Source organism: Kibdelosporangium phytohabitans, from assembly GCF_001302585.1.
Lineage (GTDB): Bacteria > Actinomycetota > Actinomycetes > Mycobacteriales > Pseudonocardiaceae > Kibdelosporangium > Kibdelosporangium phytohabitans.
Window position 1 is genome coordinate 11,043,756 of the sequence record NZ_CP012752.1, and the last position, 14,561, is coordinate 11,058,316.

Genomic DNA, 14,561 nt, shown 5'->3' on the forward strand with positions numbered 1-14,561 from the left:
GTTGTGCTCGCGCCTGTGTTCATCAACGTACGCGACACCGTTGGTGACACGACGGTCGAGCGGTCTGTCAGGCGAAGGTAGAAGGCCGACGCTATCGCGCCTGTCTGCACAGGAGGGTTTGTGCTGTCACGCTATTCCGTCGACTATGCCGAGGTTGAGGAGGTCCTGTGGGCGCAGGTGCAGCTGGTCGGCCAGGTCGGTGGCCTCGTTTTGATCGCGCTTCAGGATGGCTGCTGCGAGTTCCGGTGCTATCACTGAGAAGTAGGCGTCCGGGGTGATCCAGGTCCGGCCTGCGCCGGCCATGGCGAGTGCGCCACCGGAGCCGCCTTCGCCGATCACCAGTGTGGTCACGGGGATCTGGGTCGCGGCTATCGCGGTGAACACGCTCGAGATCGCCGCGGCCAGACCGGCTGCCTCCTCGGTGGGGTTGTTGGCGGCGCCGGGAGTGTCGATCAATGTCAGGACTGGGATACCGAGACGGTCGGCCATTGTGATCAACCGGCTGACCGTCCGGTATCCGGCTGCCCTGGTGGCTGTTCCCGCCTGGGCCGCGAACGCGATCGATCGGCCGCCGCGCCATCCGATCCCGCACAGCACGCCGGGGTCGACACCACCGGCGCGGTCGCCGCTGATCAGCCGGTACGTGTCGAAGTAGGCGTCCAGGTACGCCGCGGCGCGCGGCCTGCGTGGATCACGTGCGCGGCTGACTGCCTCCCAGCCGTTGGCCGGAAGGTCCGCGTTGCCAAGGGCTTTCGGCACGTCCGCGGGCTCGGGTGCACCGCCGGTCAGCAGCTCGAGCCACGTCGACAAGGCGTCCGGCAGCGACTCGGGCGTCACCACCTCGTCGACCTGCCCGGCCGCGAACTGGCCTGTCGCCGTGAACGCCGGGTGGTCGGCGTCCTCGGCCGACCGGACTCGGCGGCCACCGAAGGCCACCTGGGCACCGCCGGTGGCCAGGATGACGTCCGCGCTCGCGCCGAGCGACGCCCACACCCCGCCGGTCGTGGGATTGCGCAGCACGGTGACGTGCGGGATCCCGCTCTCCTGGTTCAGGTGGCACTCCCGCGCCACCCGTTGCAACTGCAGCAGCGCGAACATCCCTTCCTGCATGCGGCTGCCGCCCGTCGCCAGCAACGACACCACCGGGATCGCGTGCGCGCGTGCCGTGGACAGCGCGTGCACCAGACGGCCACCGGTCGCGGTGCCGACCGAGCCGCCGAGGAAGCGGAAGTCGAACTCGATCAGCATCACGTCGATGTCGCCGATCAGCGCCTGGCCGTACGTCACCGACTCCTCTGCGCCGGTCACCGCTCGCGCCCGCGCTCTGGCTTGCTCGTACCCCGGCCAGTTCAGCGGGTCACTGGCTGAGGGCACGTTTGGTCACCTTGCCCATGTCGTTGCGCGGCAAGGCGTCCAGGAACCGGACTACTCGTGGCCGCTTGTGCGGCGTGAGCAGCCGGGCCACGTGGTCGATCAGGTCCTGCTCGTCGGGCCGGTCACCGGCGGGCACGATCCAGGCGACGATCCGCTCGCCGAGGTCGTCGTCCGGCTCGCCCGTCACCGCCACTTCAGCCACCTGCGGGTGTTCCAGGAGTACGTTCTCGATCTCGCCCGCGCCGATCTTGTAGCCGCCGCTCTTGATCAGGTCGGTGGCCCGGCGGCCGACGATCCTGACGTACCCGTCCGGGTCGACAGTGGCCACGTCCCCGGTGCGGAACCAGCCGTCCCGGAACGCTTCCGCGGTCGCGTCCGGGCGGTTGAGGTACTCGAGGAACAGGTTCGGCCCACGCACCTCGATCTCGCCGATCTCGCCGTCCGGCAACCGAACGCCCCGTTCGTCCACGATCCGCAGGTCGACGCCGTCCACCGGCGGGCCGACCGTGCCCGGCCTGCGTTCGCCACCGGCGCGGACACTGCAGTTCATGAGCGTCTCGCTCATCCCGTAGCGCTCCACGATCCGCTGACCGGTCGCCTTGAAGATGCGGTCGTGGTCGCTCGCGGGCAACGCGGCCGAGCCGGACACCAGCAGCCTGGCTTTCCCGACCGCCTGGGCCAGCGCGGGATCGGCCTCGGCATCGGCGGCCAGCCGGTGGTACATCGTCGGGACGCCGAACATCATCGTGGCGTCACCGCCGAGTTCGCGTGCGGCAGCCTCGGAGGAGAACTTGCCCAGGTGCCGCACGGATCCGCCGCGGCGCAACGGCCCGACGATTCCGATGATCAAGCCGTGCACGTGGAACAGCGGCAGCCCGTGCACCAGGATGTCCTCCGACGTCCACTCCCACGCCGTCGCGAGGGCGTCCACATTGGACATGACCGCCCGGCGAGGCAGGACGACACCCTTCGGCGGTCCTGTGGTGCCGGAGGTGTACACGATGAACGCGGGCGCCGTGTCGGCGATGTCCACGTCGGGCAGCGGCGCGGAGGCGGTGACGTCGATGTCGGCCTCGCGCAGGATCACATCCGGTGAGCTGTCCGAAAGGATGTGCTCCAGTTCGCGCTCGCCGACCTTCGGGTTGATCGGCACGACGGGGACTCCGGCAACCAGGGCGCCGATCACGGCCACCGCGGTCTGGACGGTCGGCGTCGCCCATACGGCGACTCGTTCCTTGCCCTTGATCTGCGCGGCGACGGCTCCCGCCGCGCCCGCCAGTTGCCGGTAGGTCAGATCCACGTCGCCGAAGCGCAGCGCTGGGCGGTCGGCAGCCCGGGTCAGCTCACCAAACATGCACGCCACTATGCCGGGGCCAGACGGGATCGGCCCAGAGTGGAATCAGCTCAGTGTGGCGAGCGACACCTCCCACAGCCGTTCGGCCGCCGCCGGGTCCAGCGCGTACGACGCGATGCCCTCGAAATCGCCGTCCTGCACACGCGGCTTGGCCTCAGCGCAGTCCTCGAAGTGCTTCCCGCCGACGCCCTCCAAGTCCGGCGATGTGGCGACATAGATGGACGTTGCCGCGCCCTGGGCCGTCGTCTTGCGGAAGGCCGACCCGCGGACTTCGTCGCGCATCCGGTTCAGGTCCTCCTGCACGACGTGCCGCTGGAGGTTGGTCACGATCGACCCCGGGTGCAACGCGTTGACGAAGATCCCGGCGTCGGCCCAGCGCCGCGTGGCCTCGACGGCGAACAGGATGTTGGCCGTCTTGGACTGGCCATAGCCGAGGAACGGGGTGTACACGCGCTCCCGGAAGTGGATGTCCTCGAAGATGACCGGCGAGAAAAGGTGCCCAGTCGAGGCCACGGACGCGATCCGCGCGCCGCCGGCCGCGGCGAACGACGGGTACAGGCCGGTGGCCAGCGCGAAGTGGCCGAGGTGGTTGGTGGCGAACTGCAGCTCCCAGCCCTCCGGCGTGCGGGTCAGCGGTGGGGCCATCACGCCCGCGTTGTTGATCAGCAGGTGCAGCGGCCCTTCCCAGGCGGCCGTGAACGCCCGCACCGAGGCCTGGTCGGCGAGGTCGAGCTGGGCGACTTGGACTTTGGCGCCGTTGGTCTCGTGGATCCGGTCGGCGGCCTGCCTGCCCGCGTCGACGTTGCGGACAGCGATGGTCACATCGGCTCCCGCGCCCGCGAGCACACGCGCGGTGTCGACGCCGATCCCGGACGCGCCGCCGGTGACGATCGCCCGCTTGCCGGACAGGTCGATACCGGCGATGACCTCGTCGGCAGTGGTGGTCTGGTCGAAAGCCATGGTCGTTGTGTCCTTGCCGGTAGAATCGAAACGGAGGGACCTCCGTTATGACTCCAGATTATCCGGAGGGACCTCCGTTTGCAACCCAGATGGGAGGACTTGTGTCGTCGCGACCCCTGCGCGTGGACGCGCAGCGCAACAAGGACCGGCTGGTCGAGGTGGCCGCGCAGGCGTTCTCGCACGACGGCGCCGAGACGACGCTCGAGTCGATCGCGAAGGCGGCCGGAGTGGGCATCGGCACGCTCTACCGGCACTTCCCGACCAGGGAAGCGCTCGTGGACGCGGTGTACCGCAACGAACTGACCAGGCTGACGGACGCGGTCGGCAGGCTGCTGGCCACGATGGAACCGGACGCGGCACTGCGGGCCTGGATGGACCACTTCATCGAGTACATGACCGCGAAACAAGGCATGGGCGACGCGCTGAAAGCGCTGATCGCGTCCGGCGGGACGCCGTACTCGGAAACCAGGCAGCGCCTGACGGGCGCGCTGAAGCTGCTGCTCGACGCGAGCGTCGCAGCCGGGAAGATCCGGCAGGACATCAGCCCGTGGGACATGGTGGTGGCCATGAGCGGGATCGCGATGGCCGGGTACCAGAGCGAACACGAGCAGGTCGGGCGGCTGCTCGACCTGCTCATGGACGGCCTGCGCCACCGGGCGTAGCGCCGCGCCCGGATTCGATCCCGGGCGCGATCCGACCGACCTACCAGGTGAGCACGGACAGGTGCGGCTCCAGTTCACGCAGCAGCGCGTGCTTGGGCCGTGCGCCGACCATGGAGTGCACCAGTTCACCGCCCCGGTAGAGGTTCAACGTCGGCGCGGCCATGATCCGCTGGGAGCGGGCGGTGTCGACCTCCGCGTCCAGGTCGACCTTGACGATCTCGGCGACGTCGGCGAGTTCGGTCGCCAGTTCGGCGAGCACCGGGGCGAGCATCCGGCACGGCGGGCACCACGTGGCCCAGAAGTAGACGAGCACTGGGCGGTCCGCGTCCGCCAGGTGCCGGGTGAATGTCGTGTCGGTCAGTTCGAGCATGGTCGTTTCCCCTCCGGGACCGGGATGGTGTCCAGATGCGCGGCGAGCCGGTCACGGATGGCGCTCAGGCGGGTGATGCCTTCGTTGAGCTCGGCGAGCTTGCGGCGGTAGACCTCGATCGACGCCGGGCAGACGTCCCCCGCGGAGTGCCCCGCGCGCAGGCAGTCGACGAACGGGCGTGTCTCCTCCAGCGCGAAGCCGATCTCCAGCAGCGACCTGATCTCCTGGACCAGCCGCAGGTCGCTCTCGTCGTACTCGCGGTGCCCGTTGGCAGCTCGCCGGGCGGTCAGCAGGCCCTGCGCCTCGTAGTAGCGCAACGACCGTGTGCTCGTGCCCGCGCGTTGGGCCAGCTCTCCGATCCGCATCATGCGTCCACGCTAGGCCTTGACACCGGCGTCAAGTCCAGCTTGCGTACTCTTGGTCAGTGCTCGTTCTCGCCCTTGACACCGCCACGCCCGCGGTGACCGCTGGTGTCGTCGACTTCGACCACGAAGGCCTCGCACGCACGCTGGCGAGCCGGGTCACGGTCGACGCCCGTGCGCACGGCGAGTTGCTGACGCCGCACAGCAAGGAGGCGCTCGCCGAGGCCGGACTGGGCTTCGCCGACCTGGACGCCATCGTGTGCGGCTCCGGCCCCGGCCCGTTCACGGGACTGCGCGCGGGCATGGTCACCGCCGCCGCCCTCGGCCAGGCGCTCGGCAAGCCGGTCTACCCGGTCTGCACGCTCGACGCCATCGCCGCCGACTTCCCCGAGGTGCACGAGCTGCTCGTGGTCACCGACGCCCGCCGCAAGGAGGCGTACTGGGCGCGGTACCGCGACGGCCACCGCGTCGAAGGCCCTGACGTGCGCAAACCCGCTGAGCTCGAGGACGTGCAAGCCGATCTCGTGGTGGGCGCCGAGGTGCTGGCGCGGGCCGTCGAGCCCGTCTCGCCGACGCCGACCGGGCTGGTCATGGCCGCCGCGCCGCTGTTCGGCACCACGCCGCCGCCGTTGACCCCGTTGTACCTGCGCAGGCCGGACGCGGTGGAACCCGGCGCGCGCAAGCGGGTGAGCCGGGCGTGACTGTCCGACTCGAACCACTGCGCGACGAGGACCTGCCCCGCTGCGCGGAGCTGGAGAAGGCGCTGTTCCCCGGCGAGGATCCGTGGAGCGTGCGGGCTTTCCAGTTCGAGCTGGAGAACGGCAACCACTACGTCGGCGCGCACGTCGAGCCGGACGGTCTCGTCGGTTACGCGGGCATCGCCATGCTCGGCAGTCCCGGCCACTACGAAGGCGAGATCCACACGATCGGCGTCGACCCCGGCCACCAGGGCAAGGGGATCGGCAAGGCGCTGCTGCGGGACCTGCTCGACCACGCCGACAAGGCGCACGCGCCGGTGTTCCTGGAGGTGCGGACCGACAACGTGCCCGCCATCAGGCTCTACGAGACGCACGGCTTCGAACAGATCGGGCTGCGCAGGCGGTACTACCAGCCGTCCGGCGCGGACGCGTACACCATGGCCAGGCCGGGGAGGACCAGTGAGTGACAAGATAGTTCTCGGCATCGAGAGCTCGTGCGACGAGACCGGCGTCGGCATCGTCCGGCTCGCCGGCGACGGCGGCATGACCCTGCTGGCCGACCAGGTGGCGTCCAGTGTGGACCAGCACGCCCGGTTCGGCGGCGTGGTGCCGGAAGTCGCCAGCCGCGCACACCTGGAAGCCATGGTGCCCACCATGGAGCGGGCGCTCGACGAGTCAGGTCTTTCGCTGTCCAATGTGGATGCCATCGCGGTCACGTGCGGCCCCGGGCTCGCCGGTGCGCTGCTCGTCGGCGTGTCAGCCGCGAAGGCGTACGCCGCCGCGCTGGATGTGCCGCTGTACGGCGTGAACCACCTCGCTGGGCACGTCGCCGCGGACACCCTGCAGCATGGACCGTTGCCGCCGGAATGCCTGGCGCTGCTGGTTTCCGGCGGTCACACGCAGTTGCTGAAGGTCGAGGACCTGGCAGGCAAGATCACCGAGGTCGGCTCGACCATCGACGACGCCGCCGGTGAGGCCTACGACAAGGTCGCCAGGATCATCGGCCTGCCCTACCCCGGCGGCCCGCCCATCGACAAGGCAGCCAGGCAGGGCGACCCGAACGCGATCAAGTTCCCGCGCGGGCTGACCGGCCCGCGTGATCCCAAGTTCGACTTCTCGTTCTCCGGCCTGAAGACGGCGGTCGCCCGTTGGGTCGAAGCCCGTGAGGCGGAGGGGAAGCCGATCCCGGTCGAGGACGTCTGCGCGTCGTTCCAGGAATCCGTCGCCGACGTGCTGACGGCCAAGGCGGTCAGGGCGGCCAAGGAGCTCGGCATCGGGACGCTGGTCATTTCCGGTGGTGTCGCGGCGAATTCGCGGTTGTCCGAGCTGGCTCGCGAGCGTTGCGACCAAGCCGGGATCGAGTTGCGCGTGCCTCGGCCCCGGCTGTGCACCGACAACGGCGCCATGATCGCCGCGGTGGGCGCTCATGTCGTCGCTGCCGGTGTCCGTCCTTCATCTCTCGAACTGCCAACGGATCCTGGGCTGCCCGTCGACGTGGTGCACGTCTAGGGTCTGTATCGAAGTCCCTAGCGCGAGAACGACGGCTTCACGTCGACGTCCTCGGCCTTGACGAACATGATCCGGTGCCCGAACTGGACCTGGACGTACTTCGTCTTGCCGCGGACCACGGCGTGGTTCGACGAGTCGAAGGTGTTGGCCCAGTAGTACTCGGACGTCAACGCCTGGCCGACGGAGTACCGCTCTCCGGCCGAGAACGTGTACTGCAACGGGATCACGTCCTGGACCGGGATGTTCGACGGGTACGCAGCGGCTTCCGGATACGCCCTGCCGTACACCGGAACCGTTGCCTTGCCCTTCTTCGGCGTGACCACGAGCCCGCCGGAGCCGATGGCGGCCGGCGCCTTGCGCGGGTTGTGGAACCAGCCCTTCTGGCCCAGGTACCAGATCGCGGTCCAGTCTCCCCGGACTTCGGCGACCGCGAACTGCTGTCCCGTCTCGACGCGGCTGCTGTGGTCGGAGATCTGCATCGTGCCGGGTGATCCGTCCGGCCTGAGGCCGGGATCCTTCAGCAGCGGCGAGTTCGCGTCCGGCTGGCTGTGCAGGATGACCGACGTGGAACCGCGCGGCGTGCACGGCTCACCGGGCTTCACGCAGCCGACGAAGACGGGCTTGTTCTTGTCGAAGTCGGGCTTGATCGTGACGAGACCGAGGTTGCCCATGGGCCGCAGCGGCGCGCCGAGCAGGTCGAAGTAGTGCGCCCAGTCCCAGTAGGGGCCCGGGTCCCAGTGCATGCCCTTGACGGTGTCCGGGATCGTGCCGGGCACGTTGTCGTGGCCGATGATGTGGGCGCGGTCCAACGGGATCCGGTACTTCGCCGCGAGGTACCGCACGAGCTTCGCGGACGAGCGGTACATCGCCTCGGTGTACCACGTGCCGAGCGCGGCGAAGCCCTCGTGCTCCAGGCCGATCGACTTGGAGTTGATGTACCAGTTGCCTGCCTGCCAGGCCACGTCCTTGTGCTTGACGTGCTGGGCGACGTGCCCGTCGGCCGACCGCAGGGTGTACTGCCAGCTCACGTACTTCGGGTCGCGGACCATGTTGAGCACACCGTCCCACCGGCCTTCGGTGTCGTGGATGACGATGTACTCGATCTCCTGCGTTTCCGGCCGGTTTCCCTTGTCGTGGTTGCCGTACGTCAGCTTGCCCTTGTCGTTGACGTACTCCTCGTAGGGCGCCGGGATCCACTCGCAGGCGAGGCTGCGCGGGCATTCGGTGTCGTCCGAAGTGGATTTCCGGAGTCCGAGCCGGTCGAGCAGGCCGGTGTTCGGCTGGACCGGGGTCGCGGCGAGCCGGACGTGCTGGCCGTCGTCGGTGACCCGGTCGGCTCCCGTGTTGATGGTCGCGAACACCTCGTCGGCGAACGTCGCCGCCGCGCCGGTGTCACCCGCGCCGCCGTAGCGCGCGACCGCGCCGTACCAGTCGGCCGGGTTGTCACTGGTGACCCCGATTCCCTTCTGGTATTTGGCAAGCAGGGCGGCGCCGCCGCGGATGTTCTGCTTGGCGTTGCTCCGCAGGTCCGCGGTGGGCGCGCCGGTCAGCGCCGACGCCTGGTCGACGGTGAGCAGTTGCGGAACCGGTTCGACCGGCGGTCCCGGCTGGGGTGCGAGCGGTGGCCGCGAGTCGTCACCGCGCGGATCTTCCGTGCCGTCGTCGTGGTGTGTGCCGCCGGGGTTCGCGGTACGCACGTCGGTGAGGTGCATCGGACCGTAACCGGCGCTGGTGCTCGGCGTCCCGGCGTTGGTGTCCCACTTGGACTCCAAATAGGACACACCGAGCAGTACGCTTTCCGGTACGCCGAACTCGGCCGCGGCAGCGCTGAAGTCGCGCTGGCGCACCTGGTCGGCGGGGTCGGCACTGGCCGTGGTCACGCCGAGCACGAGACCGGTGACCGTGGCCAGGATGAGAGCAGGGCGCATGGCGTTCTCCCGTGTGGACGAGGTGACGCCTACTCTGGGCCCAAGCGCCCTGCTCGTCAATAACTTGCGTCCAATCAGAGTAGTTCGTGGCTGAGTTACACCTCCGCGTCAGACGCGGTGCAAGCTCGGATCACGGTCGGCGACCGCGAAACTGGCGGCGGTCGACGCCTCGGCGCCCGCCTGGCGGACGTGCGGCAGAATCCGGTAGTCCGCCCGCAGCTCGTCGGCGGTGAACTTCGTCCTGATGTACCCGCGCCGGTTCTTGTGGAACTTGACGTGCGGGTTCTCGGCGAGCACACCGGCGTTCGGGTCGTCGTTGCCGTCGCCGCCGCTGGTGATCGACGTCGTGACGAACTCCGTGCCCAGGCCGCGCGAGGTCGGGTCGGTGTAGTCGGACTTGATCTCAGCGGCCCAGTGCCGGTGGACGTCACCGGTCAGCACGACACCGTTTCGCGTCCGGCCGAGCCCTTCGGCGATCCGGTCCCGGTTGGCCTTGTAGCCGTCCCACGCGTCCATGTTGTAGCCCTGCGGCGCGCCGGGCGTGAGGTCGATCTGCGAGAAGAACACCTGCTGGCCGAGAACGTCCCAGCGGGCCCGGGATCGCCGCAGACCGTCGAGCAGCCACCTTTCCTGCTCCTCACCGGTGATGGACCGGGTCGGCTCCAGCCGCGCGTCGCAGTTCGCTCTGACGCCGTCGCCGCACGCCTGGTCGTCGCGGTACTGGCGGGTGTCGAGCATGTGGAAGTTGATCAGGTTGCCCCACTGGAGGCGGCGGTAGAGCTGCATGTCGATGCCGCGCGGCCGGGCAGTGCGGCGCAACGGCATGTTCTCGTAGTACGCCTGGAAGGCGTTCTTGCGGCGGGTGAGGAAGTCGGGGTCCGGCTGCTCGGGAACCTCGTCGGCCCAGTTGTTCTCGGTTTCATGATCATCCCAGACGACCAGCCACGGCGCGGTGGCGTGCGCGAACTGGAGATCCGGGTCGGTCTTGTACTGCGCGTGCCGCAGCCGGTAGTTCTCCAGCGTCCGTGTCTCCGGGCCGAGGACCTTGCGCACGTCGTTGGCACCGGCGGCGTACTCGTACTGGTAGTCGCCGAGGTGCAGGATCAGGCCGGGCTCGTCCTCGGCGAGCCGCTTGTACGCCGTGAAATGCCCGGCGCCGAAGTGGCTGCAGGACGCGAAGCACATCGTGAGATCGGTGCGCAGGGTGCCGGGCGCCGGAGCGGTCCTGGTCCGCCCGGCCTCGGAGACGTGACCCTGCGCGCGGAACCGGTAGAAGTACTCCGAACCGGGCCGCAGCCCTTCGACCTCGGCGTGCACGCTGTGCGCCGACTGCGGCCGGGCCAGCTCGACGCCCCGCCGGACAGTGCGGCGGAACCGCTCGTCGGTGGCGATCTCCCACTCGACGAGGTAGGGCCGGTCCGGCATCCCGCCGAGACCGTTGTCGGCCAACGGGTTCTGCGCCAGCCGTGTCCACAGCACGACACTGTGGTGATCCGGGTCGCCGGACGCGACACCGAGCGTGAACGGATCAGTGAGCCGGTCGACCGACGACGCGCCTGCCTGCGTGGTGCCCAGCGCGGTGAGACCCAAGGCAGCGGCACCGCCAAGCAGGACGGAACGACGTGAGGGTGTGGTGGGGACGGACACAGTACCTCCCAGTTCGGGGTCTACGCCGTGAGCCACCCTCACCCCGGCGCACGACGCGCACCTCAAAACCGGGTTATCGCGAAGTGAACGTTGAGATCGCCGCTACCTGGGAAAACCGGCCGTCCCGGAAAGTCGGGACGGGACCGGGTTCATCCGATCGGGTGCGCTCGCCCCTGGCGTCCCGGGTGGTACGAGCAGGCGAACGGGTGCGCCCGGTGCCCATCGGATAACGTCGCCACATGGCACGCGCCAAGCAGCTGGCCTACGAGCTGGCACTTCCCGGACCGCACTCGGTACTGCGGGGTGACCTCGGCCTGGTCGGGCAGCCCGGAGTGCTGTTCACGCCCAGGTCAGGACGTGGTCTGCCGGCCGTCGCGTTCGGGCACGGCTGGTTGCAGCCCGCGTTGCGCTACCACGGTCTGCTGCGCCACCTGGCGACACACGGCATCGTCGTGGTCGCGCCGAACACGCATGTCGGGCCGCTCGGGTCGCACCGGCTGTTCGCCGCCGACCTGCGGACCGCCCTGCAGACGTGCGTCAGCGTGCGGCTCGGGGACGGCCAGGTCACCGTCTCGCCCGACCGCCTGGGGCTGGCCGGGCACTGCTTCGGAGGCGGGAGCGCCGTGCTGGCCGCCGCCGAGGACGTCCGGGTCGGTGCCGTCGCCACGCTGGCCGCCGCTGAGGCGCGGCCGTCCGCCGTCGAGGCCGCGCGGTCCTGCCGGATGCCGGGACTGCACCTGACCGCGGGCAACGACCTGGTCGCCCCCGCGGTCGGCAACGCCGACCTGATCGCCAAGGCGTGGGCCGGTCCGGTGCAGGTCCGCGAGCTGCCCAAAGCCGGACACCTCGGCTTCACCGAAGGACGCCACTGGAGCCAGCTGCTGCTGTCGGGCAAGGGCGAGCGCAAGACCCAGCGGACTTCCCGCGCGCTGCTGACTGCGTTCTTCCTCAAGCACCTGACGGGCACCGACGCCTACGACGAACTGCTGGACAACGACTTCAAAGGCGCCGTGATCCAGGAGTCACCGCTGCTGCATCCATGAGTTCGAGTAGTAGCCCGTCTCGTCGCCGTCCTCGGGCTCCGAGCGGCTGGGCGCGCTGCGCCGCGTCAGCCACGGGTTCTTCTGCTCCGGCTCCGGTGGCTTGGCCGCAGCGGCCTGCTCGGCCTCCCGGCGCGCCACTTCCTCCTGGTACGCCTTGTTCGCCGCGTCGCCGTGCTGGAACTCGGTGACGGACTGGGCCACGCCTGCCTTGTGCCGCGCGGAGATCTCGGCGAACTGGGCGCGCATGGCGACGACGGCCGGGTCGGATTCGTCGATCACTTCTTCCCCTTCGGGCCGAAGGGACCGTACGGGTCGTCGTCACCGATCACCATCGGCACTGCCAGGTCCACGGCATCGTCGAACAGATCGCCCTGGGTGCGCCACTTGCTCTGCCGTTCGGCGTCGCCGCCCTGACCACCACCACCGGCCGCACCCATGCCGCCCATCGGCATGCCTCCCATGGGCATACCGCCGCCGGCGGGCGCCCCGCCCGGGGCACCGCCCATCGGCGGACCGGCGGCTGCCGGCTTGGCGTCCGCCGCGTTCGCGGGCATCTGCACACCCGCCATCGCTCCTGGTGCCGGAGCGGGAGTCTCGGCCGCGCCTGTCCCGGCCGGGCCCCCTCCGCCCCCACCGCCGCCGCCTCCGCCGCCTGTGGGCTTGGGGCCACCGCCGCCTCCCCCGCCGCCACCGCCCGACGAACCGGGGCCGCCCGCGACAGCGTTGGCGGCAGGCGCTGGTTGCGCGGCAGGCGGCGCGGCCGGCTCGGGGCGGCTCAAGTCCATCTCGTACCGCTTGCCGTCCACTGTGACACCGACGCGGTCCGCCGACTGGGCGTGGATCCCGATCTGCGGCGAGGTTTTCCCCGGTGCGGGCGCGATCTTGCCGAACGGGTCGAGGTCGGCGGTCGCCTGGATCCGTTTGAGCGCCTCGTTCAGCGCCGACCAGGAGTTGGCGACCGCTGTCGTGGTCTCGCCGACGACCTTGCGCAGCGCACCGATCACGTTGAAGTAGTTGTCGCACATGGCGTCGAGCGCGTTGATGGCCTCGTTGCTCCACCACTGCTCGACACCGCCGCCGCCGTTGAGGTCCACAGTGGCCGGACGGCGGAGCTCCTCGAGCACGAACGGGCGGCCGAACGGCGGCCCACCGGCCATCGCGGTGTCGATCCGCGCGACCTGCTGGCGGCGCAGGTCCACGCCGCCCGGCAGGTCGAACTGCTTGATCTGGCCGCTGATCGCGGACTTCAGCTCGGTGACCGCGTCCTTGCTCGTCGTACGGGCGGCGTCAAGCGCAGCCGCGAACTGGTTGAGGATGTCCCGGTACGTCACTGACGCCTTGCCCAGCGCGTCCAGCTTGTCCAGCGCCGCATCGGCCGCGGGGCCCGACCACGCGTCGGTCAGGCGGTTGCGGATCGACTCGGCCGTGCCGCGCATCTCGTCGCCCGCGACCCGCAGGTTGCCGAACCGCTCGACGTCGCCGAGCATCGGACCGAAGTCCATCCCGCCGAGGTCGTCGACCATCCGGTCGTCCTCGGGGTTCCACGGCCGCGCCGACCAGCCGGCCGCGCCCATCTTGCTGGCCGGGTGGCCGTTCCAGCGCTGGTACAGCTCGCCGAACCGGCCGGTGCGCGTCGACAAGTTCTCCTTGAACCACCCGACCGTGTCCGCCAGCTCGGTGGTGGAGTCGATGTCCTTGCTGTTGACCGGTTTCAGCGGAGCGGTGATGTCATCGGAGGTCATTGTCAGCCCGCCTGAACCGCGCCGCCGCCTCGGCGTCCGCCGCGACGGTCCGCTCGTGTGCCGTTGCCATCGCCGACGCGAGAGCCTCCACTGTGGGCGATGCCTTGTCGAGGATGCCGCGCAGCGTCTCGCGCAGCTCCGTGTAGGTCTTGCCGACGCCGGTACGCGCCGCGATCGTGCCGAACTTGTCCGCGGTCAGCCCGTTGTCGGCATGCGCGTACGCCCGCGCGGTCACCAACGCGGCACCGAACTCGGTCATCTCCTTGCTGATCGCGGTGACAAGCTCCTTGTTGACCTCAAGCTTGTCGTTGCGCCCTGTCATTGCTCGCCCCCACAACCATTTCAGCGCAGCCAGCTCTGCCCGGACATGTCATCGTCGTCGTCATCGTCCCTGGCTCTGCGCCTGCCTGACACCGGCGGCGGTTGCGGCGTCTGCCGAACCGGCGCGGCGTTGTCTTCCTCTTCGTAGCTGCCGAACGACATCACCGGCTCCGGCGCCGAACCGCGGAACGCCTCCGGCTCCGGCACCGGCTCCGGAATCGGTGGTGGCGGCGGGAAACCCATCGGCGGGGTCGGCGTCGACCACGCCGCGCCCTTCGACTGCTCCTCGTCGAAGTCGCCGAACGACATCACGGTTTCCTTCTGCGGCGCCGTCCACGGCGACGGTTGCTCGGCAGGTGGCTGCGGCCGGGGCGGAGGAGCATCACCGCGGTCCTCCACCAGCTGCCGCGTCGCCGCGTCCGCTTCGGCGTGCTTGGCCTGGATCTCCTTCAGTGCCTTGTCCCGCTGCTCGTCCTCGGACAGCAGCCGGTCCCGGTCGGCGTGGTACGCCGCCTCGATCTCCTCGAACCTGATCCGGACGGCCTGCGCCTCGCGGCTCTCGTAGTCGTGGTCGAACACTGCGGTTCTCCT

At 69.8% G+C, this 14,561-nt stretch carries 16 protein-coding genes; 5 read left to right on the forward strand and 11 right to left on the reverse strand.

Annotation, left to right across the window (positions count from 1 at the left end):
• Positions 1-126 precede the first annotated feature (126 nt).
• From AOZ06_RS49400 to AOZ06_RS49410, 3 genes are read right to left on the reverse strand one after another with little or no spacing between them, the layout of a single operon-like run.
• Positions 127-1,374 carry a carboxyl transferase domain-containing protein gene (locus AOZ06_RS49400; RefSeq protein ID WP_083472451.1) on the reverse strand — a complete coding sequence of 416 codons (1,248 nt, stop codon included), beginning with the start codon at positions 1,372-1,374 and terminating at the stop codon, positions 127-129.
• Positions 1,358-2,728 carry an acyl-CoA synthetase gene (locus tag AOZ06_RS49405; RefSeq protein WP_054295710.1) on the reverse strand — a complete coding sequence of 457 codons (1,371 nt, stop codon included), beginning with the start codon at positions 2,726-2,728 and terminating at the stop codon, positions 1,358-1,360. The genes AOZ06_RS49400 and AOZ06_RS49405 overlap by 17 nt, the downstream gene beginning before the upstream one ends.
• A gap of 45 nt (positions 2,729-2,773) precedes the next feature.
• Complete coding sequence (locus AOZ06_RS49410) at positions 2,774-3,688, reverse strand: SDR family NAD(P)-dependent oxidoreductase (protein ID WP_054295711.1); 915 nt, start codon at positions 3,686-3,688, stop codon at positions 2,774-2,776.
• Positions 3,689-3,789: 101 nt separating this feature from the next.
• On the opposite strand from AOZ06_RS49410, the gene AOZ06_RS49415 reads away from it, so the two are divergent.
• On the forward strand, positions 3,790-4,350 hold the full coding sequence (locus AOZ06_RS49415; protein ID WP_236951985.1) for a TetR/AcrR family transcriptional regulator: 561 nt from the start codon (positions 3,790-3,792) through the stop codon (positions 4,348-4,350).
• A gap of 40 nt (positions 4,351-4,390) precedes the next feature.
• Here the strand turns inward: AOZ06_RS49415 and AOZ06_RS49420 are convergent, their stop codons facing one another.
• Both AOZ06_RS49420 and AOZ06_RS49425 read right to left on the reverse strand, forming a co-directional pair.
• Complete coding sequence (locus tag AOZ06_RS49420; RefSeq protein WP_054295713.1) at positions 4,391-4,720, reverse strand: thioredoxin family protein; 330 nt, start codon at positions 4,718-4,720, stop codon at positions 4,391-4,393.
• Positions 4,708-5,085 carry a MerR family transcriptional regulator gene (locus tag AOZ06_RS49425; RefSeq protein WP_054297486.1) on the reverse strand — a complete coding sequence of 126 codons (378 nt, stop codon included), beginning with the start codon at positions 5,083-5,085 and terminating at the stop codon, positions 4,708-4,710. The genes AOZ06_RS49420 and AOZ06_RS49425 overlap by 13 nt, the downstream gene beginning before the upstream one ends.
• 59 nt (positions 5,086-5,144) lie before the next feature.
• Here AOZ06_RS49425 and tsaB point away from each other — a divergent pair, with 59 nt between their 5' ends.
• Genes tsaB through tsaD form a run of 3 tightly spaced genes read left to right on the forward strand, consistent with a single transcriptional unit; the run spans position 5,145 to position 7,289 of the window.
• Complete coding sequence (gene tsaB, locus AOZ06_RS49430; protein WP_054295714.1) at positions 5,145-5,783, forward strand: tRNA (adenosine(37)-N6)-threonylcarbamoyltransferase complex dimerization subunit type 1 TsaB; 639 nt, start codon at positions 5,145-5,147, stop codon at positions 5,781-5,783.
• Positions 5,780-6,247: a ribosomal protein S18-alanine N-acetyltransferase gene (gene rimI / locus AOZ06_RS49435; RefSeq protein WP_054295715.1), complete on the forward strand. Its 468-nt coding sequence runs from the start codon at positions 5,780-5,782 to the stop codon at positions 6,245-6,247. Before tsaB ends, rimI begins: the two co-directional genes overlap by 4 nt.
• Entirely contained in the window at positions 6,240-7,289 is a 1,050-nt protein-coding gene (gene tsaD, locus AOZ06_RS49440) for a tRNA (adenosine(37)-N6)-threonylcarbamoyltransferase complex transferase subunit TsaD (protein WP_054295716.1), read from the forward strand. The genes rimI and tsaD overlap by 8 nt, the downstream gene beginning before the upstream one ends.
• Positions 7,290-7,306: 17 nt before the next feature.
• Here tsaD and AOZ06_RS49445 read toward each other — a convergent pair whose 3' ends face one another.
• Together AOZ06_RS49445 and AOZ06_RS49450 are read right to left on the reverse strand one after the other, a co-directional pair.
• Positions 7,307-9,217: an N-acetylmuramoyl-L-alanine amidase gene (locus AOZ06_RS49445; protein WP_054295717.1), complete on the reverse strand. Its 1,911-nt coding sequence runs from the start codon at positions 9,215-9,217 to the stop codon at positions 7,307-7,309.
• Positions 9,218-9,325: 108 nt separating this feature from the next.
• Positions 9,326-10,864, reverse strand: a complete 1,539-nt coding sequence (locus AOZ06_RS49450) for an alkaline phosphatase D family protein (RefSeq protein ID WP_054295718.1) — start codon at positions 10,862-10,864, stop codon at positions 9,326-9,328.
• 239 nt (positions 10,865-11,103) lie between these two features.
• On the opposite strand from AOZ06_RS49450, the gene AOZ06_RS49455 reads away from it, so the two are divergent.
• Positions 11,104-11,907: a dienelactone hydrolase family protein gene (locus AOZ06_RS49455; RefSeq protein ID WP_054295719.1), complete on the forward strand. Its 804-nt coding sequence runs from the start codon at positions 11,104-11,106 to the stop codon at positions 11,905-11,907.
• On the opposite strand, the gene AOZ06_RS49460 is transcribed toward AOZ06_RS49455, so the two are convergent.
• Genes AOZ06_RS49460 through AOZ06_RS49475 form a run of 4 tightly spaced genes read right to left on the reverse strand, consistent with a single transcriptional unit; the run spans position 11,887 to position 14,549 of the window.
• On the reverse strand, positions 11,887-12,186 hold the full coding sequence (locus AOZ06_RS49460) for a hypothetical protein (RefSeq protein ID WP_054295720.1): 300 nt from the start codon (positions 12,184-12,186) through the stop codon (positions 11,887-11,889). The two genes, AOZ06_RS49455 and AOZ06_RS49460, sit on opposite strands and share 21 nt — an antisense overlap.
• Positions 12,183-13,649: a hypothetical protein gene (locus AOZ06_RS58250; protein WP_054295721.1), complete on the reverse strand. Its 1,467-nt coding sequence runs from the start codon at positions 13,647-13,649 to the stop codon at positions 12,183-12,185. The genes AOZ06_RS49460 and AOZ06_RS58250 overlap by 4 nt, the downstream gene beginning before the upstream one ends.
• Entirely contained in the window at positions 13,636-13,971 is a 336-nt protein-coding gene (locus AOZ06_RS49470) for a hypothetical protein (protein WP_054295722.1), read from the reverse strand. Before AOZ06_RS49470 ends, AOZ06_RS58250 begins: the two co-directional genes overlap by 14 nt.
• 20 nt (positions 13,972-13,991) lie before the next feature.
• Positions 13,992-14,549 (reverse strand): hypothetical protein, encoded by a 558-nt coding sequence (locus tag AOZ06_RS49475; protein ID WP_054295723.1) that lies wholly within the window; start codon positions 14,547-14,549, stop codon positions 13,992-13,994.
• Positions 14,550-14,561: the final 12 nt, after the last annotated feature.